A 23,500-nucleotide genomic window follows, 5' to 3' on the forward strand; every position below is an offset into this window, starting at 1 on the left:
TGCAAATATCTTTGGTATAGTTAGATTAGAAACGAAGCTCTCTTAAAAAGGAGTCTGCTTATGGAACGAATTGAATCAGTGCAAAATGCAAAAATAAAATCATGGAAAAAGCTTCACACGAAACGCGGGCGCGATAAATCAGGGCTTTTTTTAATCGAGGGGCGTCATCTCGTCGAAGAAGGATTAAAATCAAATGCCGTTGTTAAAGAATTGGTTATTAGAGATGACGAAGAAATCCCTCCGGAATGGTCGGCAGCCGGCGTGCCGGTTGTTTACGTGACGCCGAAAGTGATGCAGGAACTGTCAGAAACAGAGACACCGCAAGGGTTTGCAGCTGTTTGTGAACAGCCGAAAGCTGTCAACGTGACCTTTGAACAAGGACGTTTTTTACTGATTGACGGTATTCAGGATCCGGGAAACCTCGGGACGATGATCCGCACAGCCGATGCTGCCGGGTTAACAGCGGTGATTTTAGGCGAGGGAACAGCCGATCCGTATAACGGCAAAGTCATCCGCTCGACGCAAGGGTCGCTTTTTCATATCCCTTTGCAAACGATGAACTTGTTTGACGCGATTGAACGATGCAAAGACGAGCATATTCCCGTATTCGGTTCGAGTATCGATGGGAGCACTTACAGTGTGATAGCTCCGCAGGATAATTTTGCCCTGTTGGCAGGCAACGAAGCGAAAGGTATTCAAAAGGAACTGTTGAATAAAACAGATCAAAACCTTTATATTCCGATTTACGGAGCGGCGGAATCTTTGAATGTAGCTGTTGCTGCCGGCATATTGCTCTACCATTTACGCAACGCTTGAAGTAAATAAGGATTGAAATTGGTCCGGCGAGCCGCTATAATAAAAAACAGATTTTCATCATAGCCAAGAAATACTGAGAAGGAGATCAGTATGCCGGGTAAATTTATGTCAGGGACAAAGGGCCGAAGACTGAAAGCCTTTTGCTAAATGACGGCAGAATTCACTCCAGAGCAGACACCGGGACAGCCTTTTAATAAGGTTTAAAGGTGATCCGGCAGACACCGTTATCCGTCGTTTGAGTGAATAAAGTGCAAACTTTATTAACAAGGGTGGTAACGCGAGCTTTCGTCCCTTTTTGGGGGGAAGGCTTTTTTATATGGAATAATGAAGGAGGATGAGAGGCATGCTTGAGCGTTTGCAGGAACTGTATGATGAAGCGGCAAAAAAAGTCGATGATGCTGTCACGCTGCAGCAATTGAATGATGTCCGGGTAGCTTACTTAGGAAAAAAGGGGCCGATCACGGAACTGATGAAAGGGATGGGCAGCCTTTCTGCCGATGAACGCCCGAAAGTCGGTCAAAAGGCAAATGAAGTCAGAGAATCGCTGACGAAAAAAATCGAAGAAAAAGAAGCGGTGCTGGAAAAAGAGGAATTGAATAATAAACTGAAAAATGAACAAATCGATGTCACGCTCCCGGGCCGCCCCGTGCCTAAAGGCGCCCGCCATCCGTTAACGTCGGTCGTGGAAACGATCGAAGATGTTTTTATCGGCATGGGCTTTACGGTCGCCGAAGGACCGGAAGTGGAGACGGATTATTATAATTTTGAATCGCTGAACCTTCCGAAACATCACCCGGCAAGAGATATGCAGGATACCTTTTTTATAACATCCGACCTGCTGTTACGGACGCAAACGTCGCCGGTGCAAACGCGGTCGATGGAAAAACACCGCGGACAAGGTCCGGTAAAGATCATCTGCCCCGGCAAAGTTTACCGGCGTGATGAAGACGATGCGACCCATTCGCATCAGTTTATGCAAATCGAGGGCCTTGTCGTAGACGAAGGTATACGCATGAGCGATTTAAAAGGAATCTTTGCGACGTTTGTTAAGCAGTATTTCGGCGAAGACCGTGATATTCGGCTGCGTCCGAGCTTTTTCCCGTTCACAGAACCGTCCGCGGAACTCGATATTTCTTGCGCGATGTGTAACGGCGAAGGGTGCCGGACGTGTAAACACACCGGCTGGATTGAGGTGCTCGGTGCAGGGATGGTTCATCCGAATGTATTGGAAATGGGCGGATTTGATCCGGAAAAATATACCGGCTTTGCCTTTGGCATGGGGGTTGAGCGTTTTGCGATGCTGAAATACGGCATCGATGATATTCGGCATTTTTATACAAACGATGCCCGCTTTTTGCGGCAGTTTGCCCGCGAATAAACGGTAATGTATTTCGGAAAGAAAAAGGAGGCTTCAACGTGTTAGTATCTTACCAATGGTTGCAAAAATATGTGGATTTAACGGATTTAACAGCGGAAGAAACAGCGGAAAAACTGACGCGCAGCGGTGTAGAAGTTGACGCTATGACGAACTTGTCTGAAGAAATTGACGGGCTTACAGCCGGTTATGTCGAAGCGTGCGAGCCGCACCCGGATGCGGATAAATTGAGTATATGCCGCGTGGATATCGGTGAGGATGCCCCGGCCCAAATTGTCTGCGGCGCAGACAATGTTGCCGGCGGCCAATATGTCGCTGTTGCAAAAGTCGGCGGGACGCTGCCCGGCGGGATGAAAATCAAGCGGGCGAAATTGCGCGGGCAAACGTCGGAAGGGATGATTTGCTCTTTGCAAGAACTCGGCTTTGAGAGCAAATTGATTCCAAAAAAATACAGCGAAGGGATCTTTGTTTTTCCTGAACCGGTCACGCCCGGAAGCGATGCACTGTCCCTGCTAGGTTTAAACGATACCGTTTTTGAATTGGATCTCACGCCGAACCGTTCGGACTGTCTCAGTATGTTAGGCGTTGCCTATGAAACGGCCGCGATTCTCGGCCGGAGCGTAAAGAAGCCGGAGATGCCGGTGACAGAAAGCAGCGAGCCGTCCGAAAGCCGCGTGCGTGTCGACGTTGCCGCTGCTGAGGCGAATCCTTATTACGGAGCGACGGTTATCGAAAATATTACGATAAAGGAATCTCCTTTATGGTTGCAGATGACATTGATGGCTGCCGGCATCAGACCGCTAAATAATGTAGTCGACATAACGAACTACGTGCTGCTGGAATACGGTCAGCCTTTGCATGCGTTTGACTTCGACCGGTTTAACTCAGACGAAGTGCTCGTCCGTTATGCCGAAAACGGCGAACAAATGACGACCCTTGATGAGGAAACAAGAGTTATGCAAGCAGACCATTTACTGATTACAAACGGAAAGACGCCGGTTGCGATGGCAGGCGTTATGGGAGGTGCGACGTCCGAAGTTCAAAATGACACAAAAAATATTCTGTTGGAAGCAGCGTACTTTGATCCGGTTACAGTGCGCAAAGCATCACGTGACCACGGGCTGCGCAGTGATTCCAGCGTGCGTTTTGAAAAAGGTGTTGATCCTCAGCGTGTCCGGGACGCCGGTAAACGCGCGGCTTCATTGATCGAAGAACTTGCCGGAGGGCGCGTGCTGTTGCCGCCGGAAGAATTTGATCAGCTTGACCGCTCTGAACGGCAGATCCGCGTCTCGCTGACACAAATTAACGGCTTGCTTGGAACGGATTTAACGGTTGAGGATGCTGCCGATGTCTTCAGACGGCTGCAGTTTACGTTCGAAATCAGCGACGAAACGTTTGCCGTAGACGTCCCGACACGCCGGCAAGATATTTTTATTGAAGCGGATTTGATTGAGGAAGTTGCCCGTCTTTACGGTTATGACCGGATTCCTGTGACGCTCCCCAACTCAGCAACGACGCCGGGCAAATTATCAGATAGGCAAAAGAAACAGCGTCAAACCCGGCGTTTTTTTGAAAACACGGGTATGCACGAGGCGGTCAGTTATTCGCTGACATCAGCGGCAAAAGAAGCCCGAATCGGGATTGATCAGCAAATGCCGCGTGTCGATGTCGCGCTTCCGATGTCTGAAGAGCGCAGTGCGCTGCGCACGACGCTGCTGCCTCACTTGCTTGACGCATTGGAATATAATAAAAACCGCAATGAATACAACGTGCACTTATACGAATTAGGTTCAGTATTTTTGACAGAACAAACCGCGATCAACGAACAGCCGGATGAAAAAACGTATATTTCCGGCGCTTTTATGGGCCGGTGGTTTGAACATGCTTGGCAAAAAGAAAATCGCGACGTTGACTTCTTTGCCGTTAAAGGAGTGCTTGAAGGCTTGTTTGCCGAATTAAACACGTCTGAACGCATCGCGTTTGTGCAAACAGAAAAAGAAGGCTTTCATCCGGGGCAAACCGCAGCAATTATGGCTGACGGGATAGAAATCGGTTTTGTCGCACAGCTTCACCCTTCCGTTGCAAAAACATGGTCGCTCCCTGCCGTGTTCGTATTTGAAATCGACTTTGATGAATTAATCAAAGGTGAAATGCCGATGTCGTATCAGCCGGTTCCGCGTTTTCCTGCGATTGACCGCGACATAGCTCTTATTGTAGATAAAACCGTCAGTGCCGAAGAAGTTGCCGATGTGATTCGCCGGGAAGGCGGCTCAATCTTAACCAATGTGGCGCTGTTTGATGTTTATGAAGGAGAGCATATAGAGAGCGGGAAAAAATCGCTCGCTTTTTCCCTGCGGTATCTGGACCCGGAAAAAACGCTTAAAGAAGAAGATGTCACAGACGTGCATGAAACGATATTAAAAGCTTTGTACACAGCGCTCGGCGCTGAATTGCGGCAATAAATACCAAATAAAAGCGGACTGGTGAATATCCAGTCCGCTCAGAGTGTAGACAAACTATATTTTTATGTCAGCCATGAATCCACTACCCTCCGCTTGCCCCGGGCAAGGACTCAGCTAGGATTCGGCGGTCTGAGGCCGCCGAATCCGGATCTTCGTCTCTTGCTTTCCCGGAGGCGTCGGAGGAGTGGATGCATGGCTTCTTTTTTTATGAATACATTCCATTCAAAAAAGGAGGATGACCCAGCATCCCGGCTTTCTCCTGCGGGACAGCGAGACAGACGAGACCCTGCAGGGCCAAGCCCGAAGCGGCTTGGCGCTCGCCCGCGGACTAGTAAGACACGGCGAAGTCTTTTTGAGCCGATGTCGCAGTGATACCTTCAGGTGAAAGAAGCCGGACGATGCGTCGTCATCCGTTCCTTTTAACATGACATCTAACGATGTCATGACTTTGTTAACACTCTAAGCGGACTGGTGAATATCCAGTCCGCTTTTATTTAGTTCAAAGCTTTATTCGTGTTGTTAAAATGCCATTTCGTGACCGATTTTAACGTATCAGTTCCGTATAGGCGGATGAATTCGTTTGCGGCTTTATCAACCGGCGGTCCGGCGCCTTTCGGCAGCGTGATGCCGTAATGAACGCTCAATTGATCGATTTCCTGAATAAACGCGTACCTTGCAATAATCGAGGCGCATGCAACCGCCGGGTGCATTGCCTCTGCTTTCGTAGCGAAATACAGCGGGATGTCCGGTATTTGCAAGCCGCCGCTTTTTCGCAAATAAGTGAAATACGTTTCCGGTTTAACGAATTGATCGATTAACACCGCTTCAGCTTCCGTTTGTTCAGACTGGAGCTTGGCATGAACATTATTGATTGCCTGCTGGTGAAGCATCGCTTTCATTTGCCCTTGATTCATCCCGCTTTCCTGGAGCTGATTGTATTTTTTATTGTGCAAGGTCATTAAGCTGTACGTACAGCGGTTAACAATGTCAGGCGCGATCGTTTTAATTCTTGTATCCGTCAATGTTTTCGAATCACGCACGCCAAGAGCTTCGATATTTTTAATCTCATCGGTCTGAATATAACAGGCAGCGACTGTGATCGGGCCGAAGTAATCGCCTGTTCCGGTTTCGTCACTGCCGATAACATTCATCTCAGCAATTGTTTTCGGCGGGGCATACGAATGTTTTCCGACATCTGCCGGCTTCGTTTTTTTCTCCGTCTGCCGGGTGCCTTTTGCTTTGGCCGCTTCCTCTTCGGCGTTTTTTCCTTGAAACAGCACTTTGCCGCTTTTATATCCGGTGATGGTACATTGATCAACCTTGGCTTGAAAGAGAGCTCCTTGGGGAGGAGGTTCGATAAGCGACCGGCTGTAACGGGCTTTAATCGTTCGCATTTGTTGCTCGGTTGCTTTTACAACAGCGTGACTCATGCAGATTCCTTCCTTTCACAATACAGTGTCTGTTAAAGTATAGCAGATCTCTCGTTTATGTGAATGAAACGCTCCTTTTTTCGCGTAAAGATTTTCACAGCATACCGGACGTGTTATGATACTAATCAGGATTGCAAGAAGAATGGAGGCTCACAGATGGCGGATGATCAGCGCAAAACGAAAAAAACAGTCACCATCTACGGTCAACAGTATAAAGTTGTCGGGGATGAGAGCGAAGAACATGTTGAAGAGGTCGCCCGGCTTGTCGATGAAAAAATGAATGAACTGCATAAGCTGAATCCATATATGGACACAACGAAATTGGCTGTTTTAACTGCGGTCAATATGGGGCATGAGTACGTGAGTCTGAAAAATCTATCTTATGAACAGAAAGAAGAGGAAGAATAACATGGTAAGTTTGCTTTTAATCATTATTTTACTTATGAGTCTGATCTCCGGTTACCGGCGGGGATTGATTTTACAGCTCGTGTATCTTGCCGGTGTTGTCATCTCGTTTATCGTCGCTTATTTATTTTACAAAGATGTTGCCGAATGGCTCCAGCTGATCATTCCGTTTCCGCAGCTTTCTGACGATGCTGACTACGGGCTTTTGCTCGATGTGCTGGGAAATGAAACCGTCTATTATAACGGGCTTGCTTTTATCGGGCTGTTTATTGTAACGAAAATTGTCACGCACATTATCGGTTCGATGTTTCAGTTTCTTGCCCACCTGCCAGTGCTCAATCTGCTCAATCGCTGGGCGGGCGCAGCGATCGGCTTTTTAGAAGGTATTGTTATTCTTGTCATTGTTGTTCACTTAGCGGCATTAATTCAATGGGATTTTATTCAGGCAGCCTTGCAAAGTTCTGCTGTCGCGCAGTGGATTTTTGCTTATACACCTGTTCTTTCGGAACTGCTGATCGAATGGTTTGAAGAAAGCTGGAACAATTAATTTAATATCAGTTTTATGTGCCCGGTCCGCCTTTGGCAGGAGCCGGGCGTTCGTGCGTAACAGATACGCCGGAACAGTTGCAGGCAGAACCTGCTGTTAGCTAAGATAAAAGAGATTCCTATAAAAGGTGGCGAACGCTATGGCAGCAATCGATAAAAAATCCGTCATTCAAGAACTGGAGCGGATTGCGGTTTATTTGGAAATTAAAGGCGAAAATGCGTTTCGTGTTTCCGCCTACCGAAAAGCAGCTCAGGCTCTTGAACAGGACGAAAGAAGCTTGGCAGAACTTGAAGATCCGTCGGTTTTAAACGGAGTCGGCAAAGGAACGGCCGGGATCATCGATGATTTAGTCAAGACCGGATCAACGGAACTTCTCGATCAATTAAAAGCAGAGATTCCTGAAGGATTAATTCCGTTATTGAAATTGCCGGGACTCGGCGGGAAAAAAATCGGCAAACTTTACCAAGAGTTAAACATCACGAGTGCGGCCGATCTGAAAAAAGCCTGTGAGGAAAAACAAGTTCGCGACTTGTCCGGTTTCGGCGCGAAAACGGAAGAAAAAATATATCAGGAACTCGAAGACATGGGTAAACGTCCTGAGCGCCTGCCGGTCAGCGCAGTGTTACCTGCGGTTGCGGATCTGAACAGCGCCTTAGATGCGATCGAAGAAGTGGACCGCTTTGAACTTGCGGGCAGTTTTCGGCGGGGGCGCGAGACAGTGAAAGACCTTGATTATATTATATCCACCGAGTACCCGGGGGAAGTCGGCGAACGTCTGTTATCGATGGAAAAGGTCAGCGCAGTCATCAGCAGCGGCGAAACAAAAATAAGCCTAGAATTGCAATATGATGACGTGATCGTGCCGGTTGATTTCCGCATGGTTCAAGATGAGTCGTTTGCCACGATTTTGCATCATTTCACCGGTTCGAAAGATCACAACGTTTTGATGCGCCAACGGGCGAAAAATAACGGCGGAAAAATCAGCGAATACGGGGTTGAGATCGAAGCGACAGGCGAAATGCTGCATTTTGCTTCGGAAGCGGAATTTTTCAGCCATTTCGATCTGCCGTGGATCCCTCCGGAAGTTCGCAACGGCACGACCGAGCTGGAAGAAGCGGAAACTTACGTTGATCTCGTTTCGATCAATGATATTCAAGCAGATTTGCACATGCACACGACTTGGAGCGACGGAGCCCAATCGATTGAAGAAATGGTTGAAGCCTGCCGAAACCGGGGCTACAGTTTCATGGCTATTACCGATCACGGCAAGTTTTTGAAGGTTGCCAACGGTTTGTCAGATGAACGCCTGCAGCGTCAGCATGAAGAAATTCGTCAATTACGGACAGCTTACGATGATTTCGATGTCTTTACCGGTATCGAAATGGATATTTTGCCGGACGGTACGCTGGATTATTCTGATGATGTTTTAAAAAACATCGATTTTGTGATTGCATCAATCCATTCCTCATTTAATCAAGATGAAAATACGATCATGGCACGTTTGGAAGCAGCATGCAATCATCCGCAAGTTGCGATGATTGCTCATCCTACCGGCAGATTGATCGAGAAACGGCCGGGGTACCGCGTCGATGTGGATCGGCTGATTCAAAAAGCCTTTGAGACAGGAACGATTCTTGAAATCAATGCAAATCCGAACCGTTTGGACTTATCAGCTGAATGGGCGGAAAAAGCACAAGCCGCCGGGGTTAAAATTGCGGTCAATACCGATGCCCACAGATACGAGATGCTCGATCATATGGAGCTGGGCGTTAAAACAGCGCGGCGCGCCAAATTAAAAAAAGAAAATGTCGTAAACACGTGGACAGCTTCACAGCTCAAAGCGTGGTTGACATCAACCGACGAATAACAGGTGGAGGTGCCTTATTTGCAGGACAGAGTTCGCCGTATTCTTGAATACGATAAAATGAAAGACCAGCTTATCCAACACGCCGGTTCGAGTCTCGGAAAAAACAGGGTGAAAGAATTAATGCCTTACGTGTCGCTGGAGGACGTGCAGAATGCTCAACAGCGAACGCAGGAAGCAGCCAAAGTCATTCGTTTGAAAGGTCAGGCGCCGCTCGGGGGTCTTCGCGATATCCGCGCAGCGATGAAACGCTCAGAAATCGGCGGTCAATTAAACGAGCAAGAACTGATCGATGTTTCTTCCACGATTTACAGCAGCCGCCGCTTTAAATTATTTGTGGAGAATATGGTTGAAGATGACATCGATTTGACTGTCTTGCCAGAGCTCGTGCAGGCAATGGAACCGCCGGCAGAGCTGGAGAAAGAAATCAATCAGGCGATTGATGAGAACGGCGGAGTGCTTGATTCCGCGAGCCAGACGCTGCGGACGATTCGGCAACAAATACGCTCTTATGAATCGGCGGTCAGGTCGAAATTAGAGAACGTCACCCGCTCGCAAAGCGGCCAGAAAATGCTCTCCGATGCGATCATTACAATTCGCAACGACCGGTTTGTTTTGCCGGTTAAAGCGGAGTACCGGAGCCATTTCGGCGGTATTGTCCACGATCAATCAGCATCCGGGCAGACGCTGTTTATCGAACCTGAATCCGTTGTCGATACGAATAATCAGCTCCGTGAAGCGCGCGTCAGTGAAAAACGGGAGATTGAACGGATTTTACAAGCCTTGTCAGCAATCGTCGCCGAGCATACTGACGCGCTGGGTGTAATCGTCGAAACGATGACAGAAGCGGATTTCATGTTTGCCAAGGCCTTTTACAGCCATGCTATCCATGCAACGGAACCGGATTTGAACAGCGACGGTCATATTGATTTCCGCGAAGCGCGCCATCCGCTGATACCTTCGGAGGAAGTCGTTGCGATTGACATTTCGCTCGGCGACGGCGTTCAGTCACTTGTTATTACCGGACCGAATACAGGCGGAAAAACCGTGACACTGAAGACGGTCGGTTTGCTGTCGATGATGGCGCAATCCGGATTGCATATACCTTGTCAGGAAGGTTCCACGGCATCGGTATTTCAAAATGTATTTGCAGACATCGGCGATGAACAATCAATTGAACAGAGTCTCTCAACTTTCAGTTCGCACATGACGACGATTGTCGATATGATGGCGCGCGTCGATCATCAATCGCTCGTACTTCTAGATGAGCTTGGCGCAGGCACGGATCCGACAGAGGGAGCTGCTTTGGCGGTTTCGATTCTTGATCACCTGTACAATATCGGTGCAAAAGTGATCGCAACGACGCACTACAGCGAGCTGAAAGGATATGCTTACAACCGTGAAGGCGTCAGCAACGCGAGTGTCGAGTTTGACGTTGAAACACTTCAGCCGACGTACCGGCTTTTAATGGGTGTTCCGGGCCGAAGCAATGCTTTTGCGATCAGCACGCGGCTCGGTTTGCAGGAAGAGATTATCGAAGCTGCGAAGGCGCAGCTTTCCCAAGATACAAACAAAATGGAGCACATGATCTCGTCGCTTGAAGACAGTCAAAAACAATACGAGCGGGAACTGGACGAAGCGGAGCGTCTAAGAGAAGAAGCAGAAGCGATCCACAGCGAGTTGACAAAGAAAATGGAACGATTTGAAGAACAAAAAGAAAAAGCGATGGCGAAAGCAGAAGAAAAAGCCGCGAAAGAATTGGAAAAAACGAAAACCGAAGCGGAACTGATTATCGCTGAATTGCGGGAAAAGCAGCAGCAAAACCCCGCGATTAAGGATCATGAATTGATCGATGCGAAAAAACGGCTCAGCGACGCGGAGCCGAAATTGGCTAAAAAACCGCAAAAGAAGCAAGCGAAGCCGGCTAAAACCGAAGAACTGAAACCGGGCGATGAAGTGAAAGTTATCAGTTTTGATCAAAAAGGCCAGATCGTTGAAAAAGTGAATGATAAAGAATTTTATGTTCAATTGGGCGTAATGAAAATGAAAGTGAAAAACAGTGATCTCGAATATTTAAACCGCCCTCAACCGGTTCAAGAGAAGCCACTGGCTGCTGTGCGCGGCCGGGATGCGCACGTAAAAACGGAGCTGGATCTTCGCGGCGAACGGTATGAGAGCGCGATAATGGAAGTAGAAAAATACCTTGATGATGCTGTTCTCGCCGGTTACCACCAAGTATCGATTATCCACGGTAAAGGAACCGGGGCATTGCGAAAAGGCGTTCAAGAGTATTTGCAAAATCATAAAAATGTCCAAGAGACGCGAATGGGTACGCAGGGCGAAGGCGGATCAGGTGTGACGGTCGTCGTGCTGAAATAAACGGACGAGTTATGTTTACAAGAGAGGATGATGCAATGAAGACGTTGGCCAATGTTCTAATCGTATTATGCGCGCTGTTTGTGATCGGCGGAATCATTTTCGTTCTCGTTTTCTGATCTGAGCCGCCGGGTTTTATTCCCGGCGGCTTTTTGCAAGGTTTTTTGAAAAAAGTCAATAAATCTTCAAATAATTGTTTCATTTTGTATGCGGTTTCATTAAAATGGAAGTGAGAGGGAAATGCTTGCTGTTTGATGACGAGGAGAGTCAGGAAGTAAAGGGAGGTCTTGCATATGCAAAAGACATTAACAGAGAAACCGTGGCTCGCTCATTATCCGCAAGAAATACCGGAGTCGATCGATTATGATGAACAGACGCTGCAAAGTTATTTGCAACGAGCGGCAGAATTGTACCCGGAAAAGAAAGCTTTTCACTTCATGGGTAATGAAATGACGTACAAAGAAGTTTATGCTGAGGCACTGAAATTGGCCAACCAGCTGCGCTCACTCGGGATTGAAAAAGGGGATCGGGTCTCGATCATGCTTGCAAACACACCGCAAGCGGTGATCTCTTATTACGGCGCACTGCTTGCCGGAGGTGTCGTTGTTCAGACGAACCCGCTTTATGTCGAACGGGAAATTGAGCATCAAATGATTGATTCCGGAGCCAAAATCATGATCTGTTTAGACTTGGTTTATCCCCGGGTCGCAAATGTCCGCGAAAAAACAGAGCTGGAGCATGTGATTGTCACCGGGATTAAAGATTTTCTTCCTTTTCCTAAAAACCTCGTTTACCCGATGATTCAAAAGAAGAACACGGGGATGAAAGTAGAGATTGCGTACAATGAAAAAACGCATTCGTTTAATGAACTCGTGAAAAACGGATCGAAAGAGCCGATTGATTTGGACGTTGATCCGAAAAACGATCTCGCTTTGCTCCAGTACACCGGGGGAACGACAGGACCGGCTAAAGGCGTGATGCTGACGCATTACAATCTGGTTGTTAATACGCAGCAATGTGAAAAATGGATGTACAAATTGGTCCCTGGGGAAGAGGTGATCATGGCAGCCCTTCCATTTTTCCATGTATACGGCATGACGACCGTGATGAATTTAAGCATTCGCCTCGGCTATAAAATGATTATTATACCAAAATTTGATCCGAAAAGTATTTTAAAAGCGATTGAGAAACATAAAGCGACGCTTTACCCGGGTGCACCGACGATGTACATCGGTCTGCTGAACCATCCGGATATCAAAAAGCATGACCTTTCCTCTATTAAGGCGTGTATCAGCGGATCGGCTCCGCTGCCGATTGAAGTGCAGTCCAACTTTGAAGAAGCGACGAACGGACGCTTAGTCGAAGGTTACGGTTTGACCGAGACCTCGCCGGTAGCTGTTGCGAATTTAATCTGGGGTCACCGCAAACCCGGATCGATCGGGCTTCCGTGGCCGGATACCGATGTTGCGATATTATCTGCCGAAACAGGCGAACCGGCCGGTCCGAATGAAGTCGGTGAAATTATTATCCGCGGACCGCAAGTGATGAAAGGTTATTGGAATCTGCCAGAAGCGACGCAAGCGTCATTTCGGGAGGATTGGTTCCTCTCCGGCGATATGGGGTACATGGATGAAGAAGGTTTTTTCTATATCGTTGATCGCAAAAAAGATATGATTATCGCGGGCGGATTCAATATTTATCCAAGAGAAGTGGAAGAAATATTTTATGAGCATGAGGCTGTCCAGGAAATTTGTGTAATCGGCGTTCCTGATCCTTACCGGGGAGAGACGGTCAAAGCTTTTGTCGTATTAAAAGACGGCGCAAATGTCACCGAAGACCAATTAGATGAGTTCGCCCGAAAGCACCTTGCATCATTTAAAGTGCCGAAAATGTACGAGTTCCGAGATGAGCTGCCGAAAACCATGGTAGGGAAAATTCTTCGGCGCGTACTTGTCGATGAGGAAAGAGCTAAGCATAAAGAAACGCAGAACGGAAATAACAAATAACCTTTAAACCGCACAGCTCTGCTGTGCGGATCTAGAGTGTTGACAAAGTCATGACATCGATCGATGTCCTATTAAAAGGAACGGATGACGACGCATCGTCCGGCTTCTTTCACCTGAAGGTATCACTGCGACATCGGCTCAAAAAGACTTCGCCGTGTCTTACTAGTCCGCGGGCGAGCGCCGAGCCGCTTCGGGCTGACGCCCTGCAGGGTCTCGCCTATCTCGCTATCCCGCAGGAGAAAGCCGGGATGCTGGGTCATCCTCTTTTTTGAAGCGAGTGTGTTGATAAAAAAGAAGCCATGCATCCACTCCTCCGACGCCTCCGGGAAAGCAAGAGACGAAGATCCGGATTCGGCGGCCTCGGGCTGCCGAATACTAGCTGAGTCCTTGCCCGGGGCAAGCGGAGGGTAGTGGATTCATGGCTGACATCAAAATATAGTTTGTCTACAGTCTGAAACCGCACAGCTCTGCTGTGCGGTTTTCTGATTTAATAAAAAATTTCCTGTCAAAAAGTATTCACATATGGAGGCGCTTTCATTAGAATGGAAGAGAGAGGAAAAATTTTTGATGAAGGGGAGCGAGGAGGAATGGTTTAATGAAAACAGAAATAATCCGTCCATGGCTTGAACAGTACCCGGAAGAAGTTCCAGCTTCATTACATTATGAACATCGGCCTTTGCAAGACTATTTGCGCGAAGGAGCAATCGAAGAACCCGATAAAGTATTGTTACACTTCATGGGTAAAGAGATGACGTTTAATGAAGTTTATGAACAAGCGCTGTCGTTTGCAAATGCGTTAATTGAAAAAGGAATTAAACGAGGCGATCGGGTGGCTGTCATGCTCGCGAATACGCCTCAATCGGTTATCAGTTATTACGGAGCCTTGTTTGCCGGAGCGGTAGTTGTGCAGACAAATCCGCTCTATGTTGAGCGGGAATTAGAGCACCAATTGATTGATTCCGGGGCCAAAGCAATTATTTGTCTTGATTTGGTTTATCCCCGAGTGATGAATGTTTATAATCAAACAGAGTTAGACTTTGTGATTGTCACAACAATTAAAGAGTATCTGCCGTTCCCGAAAAATGTTGTTTACCCTTTTATTCAAAAGAAAAATACTGGATTGACGGTGAAAGTGTCGTACAATGACTGGACACACCGGTTTTCTGATTTAGTCAACAACTACCCTGCAAAAGAAACAGCCGTGCATATTGATCCGGCAGAAGACCTTGCGCTCTTGCAGTATACCGGCGGGACAACAGGCGTCGCCAAAGGAGTGAAATTAACGCACCGCAATCTAGTTGCCAATACAACGCAATGTATCCGTTGGATGTATAAAATAGATCACGGCAATGAAGTGTTGCTTTGTGCTCTGCCTTTTTTCCATGTTTACGGAATGACTGTCGGGATGAATTTTTCCGTTATGGATCGCAATAAAATGGTTATTTTGCCGAAATTTGATCCCAAGCAGGCGCTTAAAACGATTCACAAACAAAAGCCGACAATTTTTCCCGGAGCACCTACGATGTACATCGGTTTAATCAATGATTCGCAAATTGATAAATACGATTTGTCATCTATTGATGTCAGCATTAGCGGATCAGCGCCGCTGCCTTTAGAAGTTCAAAAAACATTCGAAGAAAAAACAGGCGGGAAACTGTCGGAAGGCTTCGGATTAACAGAGTCATCCCCGGTAACGCATTTTAATTTAATGTGGGGAAAACGTCCGGATGGAAGCATCGGACTCCCGTGGCCGGATACGGATGTTGCGATTTTATCTGCAGAGACCGGCGAACCGGCTGATCCGGGTGAAGTCGGCGAGCTGATGATCCGCGGGCCGCAAGTGATGCGAGGGTATTGGAATCGTCCTGAAGAAACCGAAGCCACATTTAATAATGAGTGGCTTTTGACAGGCGACATGGGTTACATGGATCAAGAAGGATTCTTTTACATCGTCGACCGCAAAAAAGATATGATTATTGCCGGCGGATTTAACATTTATCCGCGTGAAATTGAAGAAGTGCTGTTTGAACATGAGGCTGTGCAAGAAGCCGTTGCAATCGGCATACCGGATCCTTACCGGGGCGAAACTGTCAAGGTTTTCGTTGTTAAAAAAGAAGGTGTTGACGTGACGGGGGAAGATTTGGATAAACATTGCCGCAAGTATTTGTCAGCCTATAAAGTTCCGCGTTATTACGAATTCAGAGAAGAACTTCCGAAAACAATGGTCGGTAAGGTGCTTCGCCGGGCTTTGCTCGATGAAGAAAAAGAAAAACAGAAGCAGCTGTCTTAAGCAGTCGTTTCCGGTGATGTTTGCCGACGAATGCACGGCGGGCGAATTGACACAACACGACGTTTCTTCTACAATGTAAATATGAATGAATGATCATTCATTTTCATGGAGAAGGAGTGGTGAACGTGAGCAAAAAAAGAGGCGAAAAATACGATCAAATAATTGATGCAGCAGTGAAGGTTATTGCAGAAAACGGCTATCATCACTCACAAGTATCGAAGATCGCCCGCGAAGCCGGAGTCGCCGACGGAACGATTTATTTATACTTTAAAAATAAAGAAGATATTTTGATATCGATGTTTGAAGAAAAAATGGGCCGTTTTGTCGAGAAGATTCAGGAACGTCTGAATGGCGTTGAAAATACTGAAGAAAAAATGCGGATTTTGATCGAAATGCATTTTTCACAGCTTGAGCATGATCATGACATGGCGATTGTCACCCAGCTGGAATTACGGCAGTCAAATATTGCAATCCGTCATAAAGTCAACGAAGTGCTGAAAGGTTACCTGACACTGGTTGATGAGCTTTTGCAAGAAGGTATTGAAACGGGCTTTTTTGACCCGCAAATGGACAGGCGTATTGCCAGGCAGATGATTTTCGGCGCTCTTGATGAAATCGTGACGAATTGGGTCATGAAAGATCATCGTTATGAGCTGACACCTTTAGTGCCGACAGTAAATGAGATGCTGTTAAACGGGATCTCTTGTAAACAAAAAACGAGCTGAAAAGGGTGATTTGTATTGGGTGAATCATTTCTGAACGTGACAACTGAAAACGAAATAGGGGTGATCACGATCAGCCGCCCGCCTGCGAATGTGATAAACCATCAGTTGCTGCAAGAATTAGAAACAGCCGTTGATGATTTCGCCGAAAACGACGCGATTCGTGCAGTCATTATTCTCGGCGAGGGAAAATATTTTGCTTCCGGTGCAGACATTAAAGAATTTACGGAGATTAGCCATGCAAATCAATATCGTGAACAGGCAAGAGTCGGACAAAAAATTTTCCGTAAAATTGAATTGCTGCCAAAACCGGTGATAGCAGCTGTTCACGGCGCGGCCCTTGGCGGAGGGTTGGAACTGATTATGGCCTGTCATTTGCGTCTAGTTACAAAAGATGCCAAATTAGGGCTTCCCGAATTAAAGCTGGGGCTGATCCCCGGTTTTGGCGGGACGCAGCGACTGCCGAATTTAGTCGGCAAATCCAAAGCGGTGGAGATGATGTTAAGTTCTGATCCGATTACCGGCGAGGAAGCCGTTCAATGGGGATTAGCTAATCGTACGGCCGATGAAAGCACGCTGTATGAAGAAGCGCTCGCATTTGCAACGAAGCTGACGCGGAAATCGAAAGACAGCATAAGAGCGGTGTTGGAACTTGCCAATGAAGCGGAGAAAGAACCGATCGAACGCGGTCAGGAGAAAGAGTCGGTTTATTTCGGGGATATTGCCGAATCCAAAAATGGTCAGGAAGGAATACACGCCTTTTTAGAAAAACGGGAACCGCAGTTTTACAGCTGATCGGCAGATGATTAAATAAATGTACGCAAATTTGAAAGCGGTTTAATTGATTACGATCACGGGAGGGAACATTATGAACATTTATGTCATTATGAAGCGGACGTTTGACACCGAAGAAAAAATCCAAATCGAGAACGGAAACATTGTCGAAGACGGTGCCGAATTCATCATTAACCCTTATGATGAATACGCGATTGAAGAAGCGATTCAGCTGCGGGATGAACACGGCGGAGAAGTGACGTTGGTGACTGTCGGCGAAGACGAAGCTGAAAAACAAATCCGAACCGGACTTGCGATGGGAGCAGACAAAGCCGTTTTAATTGAAGATGAAGATGTCGAAGACGGTGATCCTTATTCAACAGAACGAATTTTAGGAGCCTATTTTGCAGGGAAAGACGTCGACATCATTCTCGCAGGAAATGTTGCTGTTGACGGCGGATCCGGCCAAGTCGGTCCCCGCTTGGCGGAAAGGCTCGGCATCAATCACGTAACGTCAGTCGTTGATATTAGTATAGAGGACGGAAAAGCAACGATTGAAAAGGATGTCGAAGGCGACCAAGAATTTATCGAAATCCCGGTTCCGCTTTTAATTACAGCTCAGCAAGGGCTGAATGACCCGCGTTATCCTTCGCTTCCGGGCATTATGAAAGCGAAGAAAAAACCGCTGGAAGAGATGGACTTGGATGATCTGGACCTTGAGGAAGAGGAAGCGGAAGGAAAAACAAAGATTGTCTCCCGCTATTTACCGCCGGAAAAAGAAGCGGGCCGGATTCTCGAAGGCGAGGTTGATGAGCAGGTCGCAGAACTTGTATCTGTGTTGAAAAATGAAGCGAAAGTGATATAAGGGGAGGTAAACAATATGTTAAATAAAGTACTCGTATTTGGCGAAATCCGCGATGGTGAATTCCGGAACGTAGCGTTTGAATCTTTGGCAGCGGCAAAACAGATTGCTCCCGACGGAGAGATCGTCGGTGTTGTTGCCGGAGAAGAAGTGCAAGCAGAAGGCAAGAAGCTGTTTCATTACGGCGCTGACCGTGTGACAGCCGTTGAGCATACGAACTTGGCGCACTTCACACCTGAAGGTTATACGCAGGCTTTAAAAGCAGCGATTGATGCTGAAGCCCCTGACGCTGTCATTATGGGGCATACCGCCTTAGGCAGGGATTTATCTGCGAAACTTGCCGGAAGACTAAACGCCGGACTCGTCTCTGATGCTGTCGCAATCGAAATGAAAGACGGTCCGGTGTTTACCCGCCCGATTTATTCCGGCAAGGCTTTTGAGCAAGTTACGGTGAAAGACGGATTGCTGATGGCGACAATTCGGCCGAACAATATTCCGGCGCTTGAAGCTGACATGGGACGCGAAGGCGAAGTCGCCTCGCTGGATGCAGAAATTGAAAACTTACAGACGGTGATTAAAAATGTCGTGAAAAATACCGCAACCGGCATTGATCTTTCTGAAGCTTCCGTCATTGTCGCCGGCGGAAGAGGTCTGAAAGGTGAAGAACATTTTAAAATGCTGGATGAATTAGCTGATGTGCTTGGCGGGGCTGTCGGCGCGTCGCGCGGGGCATGCGACGCAGAGTATTGTGACTATGCATTGCAAATCGGTCAAACCGGCAAAGTTGTAACACCAGATCTTTATATTGCTGTCGGTTTGAGCGGGGCGATCCAGCACGTAGCGGGAATGTCGAACTCGAAAGTGATTGTCGCAATTAATAAAGATCCGGAAGCGGAAATTTTTCAGATCGCTGATTACGGCATCGTCGGCGACTTGTTTGATATTGTGCCGAAGTTGAAAGAAGAATTTAAAAAAGTTGTCGTATAAACGAACTGTCGAAAGCGGAAGGTCGAGGCCTTCCGCTTTTTTGGTAAAAACGGATTTTTTGCGTAATTGATTTCAATTCGGTATGATGGGATTAAATCATTTTGCCTTAGCCATCAAACTGCAACTGAGGTTCATGATTCAGCTTCTGCCCGAAGCGTTTGTAAGCATTTTGTTCGATGGGGATTAAATGACTTGGCAAATGATCGTTCATCCGGTATAATACCCTAAGGGGTAATAACCCGGCGAATATTTAGAGGAGGTATGAAATTATGGCTATTGTAAAAGCAGATGATCAAACTTTTGCGCAGGAAACAAATAACGGGGTTGTATTGGCAGATTTTTGGGCACCTTGGTGCGGCCCGTGTAAAATGATTGCACCGGTATTGGAAGAGCTCGACTCTGAAATGGGCGATCAAGTGAAAATCGTCAAGCTCGATGTCGATGAAAACCAAGAAACGGCCGGCCAATACGGAGTGATGAGCATTCCGACATTGCTTGTATTTAAAGACGGTGAAGTCGTCGATCAAATCGTAGGTTTTCAGCCGAAAGAATCACTGCAAAACACGTTGAATAAACATTTATCCTAAGTAATTAAAACCCTTCGCTGTGCATAAGCACAGCGAAGGGTTTTTGTTTTCAGCGTCCTAAAAGACCTGCGGCGGCTTCCGTGATACAATGGCCGTGTTCATATTTCACACGCAAAGGAGCAGGCAATAGATGGGTGATTTAAAAGAAAAGCTGAATTCTTTGCCCGCTCAGCCGGGCTGTTATTTAATGAAAAACCGGCATGGAACGGTAATATATGCCGGTAAAGCGAAAGTGCTGAGAAATCGGGTCCGATCCTATTTTACGGGCTCTCACGATATGAAAACACAGCGTCTCGTCAATGAGATTGACGATTTTGAATATATAGTTACCGGATCGGAGGTTGAAGCGCTTCTTCTTGAACAAAATTTAATAAAAAAATATGAACCGCGTTACAATGTTTTGTTAAAAGATGATAAGACGTACCCGTTTTTAAAAATAACAAACGAAGAGCACCCGCGCTTGATAACAACGCGAAAAGTATTAAAGGACGGCGCGAAATATTTCGGCCCTTATCCGAATGCGCAAGCAGCTAATGAAACGAAAAAGCTGCTTGACAGACTGTATCCGCTCCGTAAATGCCGCACGCTCCCGGATCGGGTTTGCTTGTATTATCATATCGGCCAGTGTCTTGCGCCGTGTGAATTCCCTGTCGCTGAAGAGACAAATAAGCGTATGGTTAGTGAAATGACCAAGTTTTTACAGGGCGGACATCCGAAAGTGAAAGAAGAGATCGAGGAAAAAATGTACGCCGCTTCGGAAGAAATGAATTTTGAACGGGCTAAAGAACTGCGGGATCAAATTCGTCATATCGAAGCAGTGATGGAAAAACAAAAGATTACGATGACCGATCAGGCTGACCGGGATGTTTTCAGTTACAGTGTCGAGAAAGGCTGGATGTGTGTACAGGTTTTCTTTATCAGGCAAGGGCAGCTGATTGAGCGGGATGTGTCGCTTTTTCCTACGTATCAAGATCCGATTGATGATTTTTACACGTTTATCGGTCAATTTTATCTCGAAGAGCACCATAAAAAACCGCGTGAGATTTTTGTTCCCTCAGGCATGAACACCGACATGCTCAGTGAATTTCTCAACGTGAAAACGATTGAACCGAAACGGGGGCAAAAAAAAGAGCTGGTCGATATGGCGACAAAGAATGCAGCGCTCGCTTTAAAAGAGAAGTTCGATATGATTGAACGCAATGAGCAAAAAACCGTCCGTGCTGCTGAAAAGTTAGGCGAAGCGCTGAATATTGATGCCCCGTACCGTATTGAAGCTTTTGACAATTCCAATATTCAAGGGACAGATCCGGTTTCGGCGATGGTTTCGTTTGTTGACGGCAAGCCGGACAAACAAAATTACCGCAAATACAAAGTGAAAACCGTCGACGGTCCGGATGACTATGAATCGATGCGCGAAGTCATCAGACGACGCTATTTACGGCTCTTAAAAGAAGAAGCGGCCTTGCCGGATCTTATCGTCATCGACGGCGGCAAAGGGCAAATATCGGCTGCGCAGGAAGTGTTGGAAGAAGAGCTGAGCCTGACGATCCCGGTTTGCGGTCTCGTTAAAGATGACAAGCATAAAACATCGCAGCTAATGATCGGCGATCCGCCAGAGTTGGTAGCGCTGAAGAAAACGAGTGAAGAATTTTATCTCTTGCAGCGAATACAAGATGAAGTGCATCGTTTTGCGATCACCTTCCATCGTAAAGTACGTAAAAAAACGCAATTTTCTTCGGCGTTGGACGATGTGCAAGGGATCGGCGAGAAACGCAAAAGACTGTTATTAAAGGAATTCGGCTCCTTAAAACGGATGAAGGCCGCGTCTGTGGAAGATATCGAGCGCGTAGGAATTCCTCAGCAGGTTGCTCAAGCGTTAAAGAACGAGATCAACAGTGAAGAGGAAAAATGAGGATAGAGCCAAATTGCGATTCCCGCAGGTGTTTGTTACGCTTAGAGATGTATTTTGCCGGTTTCAAGGCCGGTGCGGCACAGCGAAAAACTAGCAGCTGTGCTGCAGGATGAAATTTCGAAATTTTCCGTAAAATGAATACATCAGAGGAGGAATCGACATTGGCTACAGTTGTGCAAAAGTTTGGGGGCACTTCAGTCGGCGATACCGACAAAATTAAACGGGTCGCTGAAAGAATCCGCGCTCGAATGGAAGAAGGCGATCAAGTCGTAACTGTCGTATCGGCGATGGGGAAATCGACGGATAAGCTGGTTGATCTCGCAAATGATATTACCGATTCCCCTGATCCGCGTGAAATGGATATGCTGCTTACAACCGGAGAACAAGTAACCATTTCCTTAGTTGTCATGGCATTGAAAGAATTGGGAGTCGAAGCTGTTTCATTAACCGGTTGGCAAGCAGGGATCCGAACTGAACCGGTTCACCAAGATGCAAGAATAACCGATATCGATCCTTCGTTTGTTCAAGACTATTTAAATGAAGGGAAAGCGGTGCTCGTCGCGGGCTTTCAGGGCGTCAGCGATGGCGGAGATATTACCACCCTCGGAAGAGGCGGCTCAGATACAACGGCTGTTGCTCTCGCTGCCGCTTTACAAGCAGACAGCTGTTCTATTTTCACAGATGTCACCGGCGTATACACAGCCGATCCGCGGTACGTCGACGGCGCCCGTCAATTAGACAGTGTTTCTTACGATGAAATGCTGGAATTAGCTAACCTCGGCGCTGGAGTGCTCCATCCGCGGGCTGTCGAATTCGCGAAAAATTACAGCGTCCCGCTGATCGTCCGCTCCAGTTTGGAAGATGTTCCCGGAACACTCGTAGAGGAGGAAGTATCCATGGAAGAAAATTTAATTGTTCGCGGCTTAGCATTTGAAAAAGATATCACGAAAATCTCCATCGAACGTTTACCGAATCAATACGAAACGATGTCTGAAGTGTTTGCCATTCTGGCCGCAGAAGGGATCAATGTCGATTTGATTATTCAGCAGACAACCTCCGATCATGCTTTGAACGTGTCGTTTTCGGTAGATACGGACAAATTGGATCGGGCGCTGGAACTGCTGGAAGAGAATAAAGTCCATCTCTGCTACAGCATCGTCCGCCATGAAAGCTTGCTGGCAAAAGTATCGATTGTCGGTTCGGGAATGATTTCAAACCCGGGTGTTGCAGCCGATATGTTCCGTGTTCTTTCTGAGGAAGAAGTAGAAATTAAGATGGTCAGCACCTCAGAAATCGGTGTCTCTGCGATCGTGCCCGAAGAAGCGATGATTCGTGCGGCGAATGCCCTTCATGCTCAATTTGAGCTGGGTCAGAAGGATAAAGAAAAGGTTGAGGCGCTGCAGGCTTGAATGAACCGATTCAGCGTTTAAAACAGCCGCCGGCATCGACTGTGCCGGCGGCTTCGTTTAACGTTCAGCTTTCCCGCGGATCTTTGCGGTCTGTTTTTACATAGATATGAACCAATTGCGGATTTGTCTCTTTCACTTCATACGTTGCTTCGGTTACATGACCGGTCTCGTTCTCTGTGACTTGCGCTAAAAAGCCTGTTTCAAGCGCGAACGATGTGTCACTTGCCGCAAAATCTACTGAAAGCACATACGTTTTTCTGTTGGCCTTCGTTTTGAGTTCATCCAAAAGTCCCCAACCGGCTTCTTGAAAGAAAATCGGCACCCCGTTTTCCCGCCAATTGTCTGCGTGTTTGCGGGCTAAAGTGCGGCCGATATAATATAAAATAACCGATTCGTCTTCACCTAATAATTCCGGCAGAACGTCGTTGCGTAAAAGTTTATAACTGAAAGCCGGCACATCCGCCGGTTCTTCGTGTTTCTTTTTGTTAAACATGTTTATCCTCATCCTTTTTCTCACGGTTTTACAGCGGTACGTCTTCATCTTATCATAAACGGCCGTACAAAAAGAAAGGTAATCTTTTCCTTCCTTTATTTCGCCGAAAAGCGTGATTTGCTTGGTGACCTGGTTATTCTTGGCATGGTATACTGTTTGGCGAATAGTCTGCAGGAGGTTACG

General features: G+C 47.0%; 20 protein-coding genes. 17 read left to right on the forward strand and 3 right to left on the reverse strand.

Annotation, left to right across the window (positions count from 1 at the left end):
* Positions 1 to 60 precede the first annotated feature (60 nt).
* From EDD67_RS12930 to pheT, 3 genes are all read left to right on the forward strand, one after another.
* A complete protein-coding gene (locus EDD67_RS12930; protein WP_121438719.1) occupies positions 61 to 816 on the forward strand; it encodes a TrmH family RNA methyltransferase in 756 nt (251 codons plus the stop codon).
* 343 nt (positions 817 to 1,159) lie between these two features.
* Entirely contained in the window at positions 1,160 to 2,194 is a 1,035-nt protein-coding gene (gene pheS / locus EDD67_RS12935; RefSeq protein WP_121438718.1) for a phenylalanine--tRNA ligase subunit alpha, read from the forward strand.
* Positions 2,195 to 2,232: 38 nt separating this feature from the next.
* A complete protein-coding gene (gene pheT, locus EDD67_RS12940) occupies positions 2,233 to 4,653 on the forward strand; it encodes a phenylalanine--tRNA ligase subunit beta (RefSeq protein ID WP_121438717.1) in 2,421 nt (806 codons plus the stop codon).
* Between the two features lie 222 nt (positions 4,654 to 4,875).
* On the opposite strand, the gene EDD67_RS12945 is transcribed toward pheT, so the two are convergent.
* Together EDD67_RS12945 and rnhC are read right to left on the reverse strand one after the other, a co-directional pair.
* The gene (locus EDD67_RS12945; RefSeq protein WP_123875851.1) at positions 4,876 to 5,097 is read right to left on the reverse strand and encodes a hypothetical protein; all 222 of its coding nucleotides are present in this window, start codon (positions 5,095 to 5,097) and stop codon (positions 4,876 to 4,878) included.
* Between the two features lie 50 nt (positions 5,098 to 5,147).
* Positions 5,148 to 6,083, reverse strand: a complete 936-nt coding sequence (rnhC, locus tag EDD67_RS12950) for a ribonuclease HIII (RefSeq protein ID WP_121440556.1) — start codon at positions 6,081 to 6,083, stop codon at positions 5,148 to 5,150.
* Positions 6,084 to 6,239: 156 nt separating this feature from the next.
* Between rnhC and zapA the strand changes: the two genes are divergently transcribed.
* The 14 genes from zapA (at position 6,240) to EDD67_RS13020 (ending at position 22,824) form a co-directional block, all read left to right on the forward strand.
* Positions 6,240 to 6,491: a cell division protein ZapA gene (gene zapA, locus EDD67_RS12955; protein WP_093072902.1), complete on the forward strand. Its 252-nt coding sequence runs from the start codon at positions 6,240 to 6,242 to the stop codon at positions 6,489 to 6,491.
* Between the two features lies 1 nt (position 6,492).
* A complete protein-coding gene (locus EDD67_RS12960) occupies positions 6,493 to 7,035 on the forward strand; it encodes a CvpA family protein (protein WP_093072903.1) in 543 nt (180 codons plus the stop codon).
* A gap of 139 nt (positions 7,036 to 7,174) precedes the next feature.
* A complete protein-coding gene (gene polX / locus EDD67_RS12965; protein WP_121440555.1) occupies positions 7,175 to 8,902 on the forward strand; it encodes a DNA polymerase/3'-5' exonuclease PolX in 1,728 nt (575 codons plus the stop codon).
* A gap of 18 nt (positions 8,903 to 8,920) precedes the next feature.
* Positions 8,921 to 11,278 (forward strand): endonuclease MutS2, encoded by a 2,358-nt coding sequence (locus tag EDD67_RS12970; protein ID WP_121440554.1) that lies wholly within the window; start codon positions 8,921 to 8,923, stop codon positions 11,276 to 11,278.
* 290 nt (positions 11,279 to 11,568) lie between these two features.
* Positions 11,569 to 13,281: a long-chain-fatty-acid--CoA ligase gene (locus EDD67_RS12975; protein ID WP_121440553.1), complete on the forward strand. Its 1,713-nt coding sequence runs from the start codon at positions 11,569 to 11,571 to the stop codon at positions 13,279 to 13,281.
* 50 nt (positions 13,282 to 13,331) lie between these two features.
* Positions 13,332 to 13,553: a hypothetical protein gene (locus EDD67_RS12980; RefSeq protein ID WP_123875852.1), complete on the forward strand. Its 222-nt coding sequence runs from the start codon at positions 13,332 to 13,334 to the stop codon at positions 13,551 to 13,553.
* Between the two features lie 323 nt (positions 13,554 to 13,876).
* Positions 13,877 to 15,571: an AMP-binding protein gene (locus EDD67_RS12985; RefSeq protein ID WP_121438611.1), complete on the forward strand. Its 1,695-nt coding sequence runs from the start codon at positions 13,877 to 13,879 to the stop codon at positions 15,569 to 15,571.
* A 125-nt stretch (positions 15,572 to 15,696) separates the two neighbouring features.
* Positions 15,697 to 16,296, forward strand: a complete 600-nt coding sequence (locus EDD67_RS12990; RefSeq protein WP_242005903.1) for a fatty acid metabolism transcriptional regulator FadR — start codon at positions 15,697 to 15,699, stop codon at positions 16,294 to 16,296.
* Positions 16,297 to 16,311: 15 nt separating this feature from the next.
* A complete protein-coding gene (locus EDD67_RS12995) occupies positions 16,312 to 17,088 on the forward strand; it encodes an enoyl-CoA hydratase (RefSeq protein ID WP_121438610.1) in 777 nt (258 codons plus the stop codon).
* Positions 17,089 to 17,161: 73 nt separating this feature from the next.
* The gene (locus EDD67_RS13000) at positions 17,162 to 17,932 is read left to right on the forward strand and encodes an electron transfer flavoprotein subunit beta/FixA family protein (RefSeq protein WP_121438609.1); all 771 of its coding nucleotides are present in this window, start codon (positions 17,162 to 17,164) and stop codon (positions 17,930 to 17,932) included.
* 15 nt (positions 17,933 to 17,947) lie between these two features.
* Positions 17,948 to 18,916, forward strand: a complete 969-nt coding sequence (locus EDD67_RS13005) for an electron transfer flavoprotein subunit alpha/FixB family protein (RefSeq protein WP_121438608.1) — start codon at positions 17,948 to 17,950, stop codon at positions 18,914 to 18,916.
* Positions 18,917 to 19,185: 269 nt separating this feature from the next.
* Positions 19,186 to 19,503, forward strand: a complete 318-nt coding sequence (gene trxA, locus EDD67_RS13010; RefSeq protein ID WP_093072913.1) for a thioredoxin — start codon at positions 19,186 to 19,188, stop codon at positions 19,501 to 19,503.
* A 130-nt stretch (positions 19,504 to 19,633) separates the two neighbouring features.
* Positions 19,634 to 21,415: an excinuclease ABC subunit UvrC gene (gene uvrC / locus EDD67_RS13015; protein ID WP_121438607.1), complete on the forward strand. Its 1,782-nt coding sequence runs from the start codon at positions 19,634 to 19,636 to the stop codon at positions 21,413 to 21,415.
* A gap of 161 nt (positions 21,416 to 21,576) precedes the next feature.
* Complete coding sequence (locus EDD67_RS13020) at positions 21,577 to 22,824, forward strand: aspartate kinase (protein WP_121438606.1); 1,248 nt, start codon at positions 21,577 to 21,579, stop codon at positions 22,822 to 22,824.
* Positions 22,825 to 22,888: 64 nt separating this feature from the next.
* Here the strand turns inward: EDD67_RS13020 and EDD67_RS13025 are convergent, their stop codons facing one another.
* Positions 22,889 to 23,317 carry a DUF2507 domain-containing protein gene (locus EDD67_RS13025; RefSeq protein ID WP_158638117.1) on the reverse strand — a complete coding sequence of 143 codons (429 nt, stop codon included), beginning with the start codon at positions 23,315 to 23,317 and terminating at the stop codon, positions 22,889 to 22,891.
* Between the last annotated feature and the right edge of the window lie 183 nt (positions 23,318 to 23,500).

The organism is Salisediminibacterium halotolerans, assembly GCF_003814815.1.
GTDB lineage: Bacteria > Bacillota > Bacilli > Bacillales > Salisediminibacteriaceae > Salisediminibacterium > Salisediminibacterium halotolerans.

Excerpts from the sequence above, each read along its gene's own strand:
- EDD67_RS12930 (WP_121438719.1), top strand. The coding sequence starts at position 61 with ATGGAACGAATTGAATCAGTGCAAAATGCAAAAATAAAATCATGGAAA.
- pheS (WP_121438718.1), top strand. The coding sequence starts at position 1,160 with ATGCTTGAGCGTTTGCAGGAACTGTATGATGAAGCGGCAAAAAAAGTC.
- EDD67_RS12945 (WP_123875851.1), bottom strand. The coding sequence starts at position 5,097 with ATGACATCGTTAGATGTCATGTTAAAAGGAACGGATGACGACGCATCG.
- rnhC (WP_121440556.1), bottom strand. The coding sequence starts at position 6,083 with ATGAGTCACGCTGTTGTAAAAGCAACCGAGCAACAAATGCGAACGATT.
- zapA (WP_093072902.1), top strand. The coding sequence starts at position 6,240 with ATGGCGGATGATCAGCGCAAAACGAAAAAAACAGTCACCATCTACGGT.
- EDD67_RS12960 (WP_093072903.1), top strand. The coding sequence starts at position 6,493 with ATGGTAAGTTTGCTTTTAATCATTATTTTACTTATGAGTCTGATCTCC.
- polX (WP_121440555.1), top strand. The coding sequence starts at position 7,175 with ATGGCAGCAATCGATAAAAAATCCGTCATTCAAGAACTGGAGCGGATT.
- EDD67_RS12975 (WP_121440553.1), top strand. The coding sequence starts at position 11,569 with ATGCAAAAGACATTAACAGAGAAACCGTGGCTCGCTCATTATCCGCAA.
- EDD67_RS12980 (WP_123875852.1), top strand. The coding sequence starts at position 13,332 with ATGACATCGATCGATGTCCTATTAAAAGGAACGGATGACGACGCATCG.
- EDD67_RS12985 (WP_121438611.1), top strand. The coding sequence starts at position 13,877 with ATGAAAACAGAAATAATCCGTCCATGGCTTGAACAGTACCCGGAAGAA.
- EDD67_RS13000 (WP_121438609.1), top strand. The coding sequence starts at position 17,162 with ATGAACATTTATGTCATTATGAAGCGGACGTTTGACACCGAAGAAAAA.
- EDD67_RS13005 (WP_121438608.1), top strand. The coding sequence starts at position 17,948 with ATGTTAAATAAAGTACTCGTATTTGGCGAAATCCGCGATGGTGAATTC.
- trxA (WP_093072913.1), top strand. The coding sequence starts at position 19,186 with ATGGCTATTGTAAAAGCAGATGATCAAACTTTTGCGCAGGAAACAAAT.
- uvrC (WP_121438607.1), top strand. The coding sequence starts at position 19,634 with ATGGGTGATTTAAAAGAAAAGCTGAATTCTTTGCCCGCTCAGCCGGGC.
- EDD67_RS13025 (WP_158638117.1), bottom strand. The coding sequence starts at position 23,317 with ATGTTTAACAAAAAGAAACACGAAGAACCGGCGGATGTGCCGGCTTTC.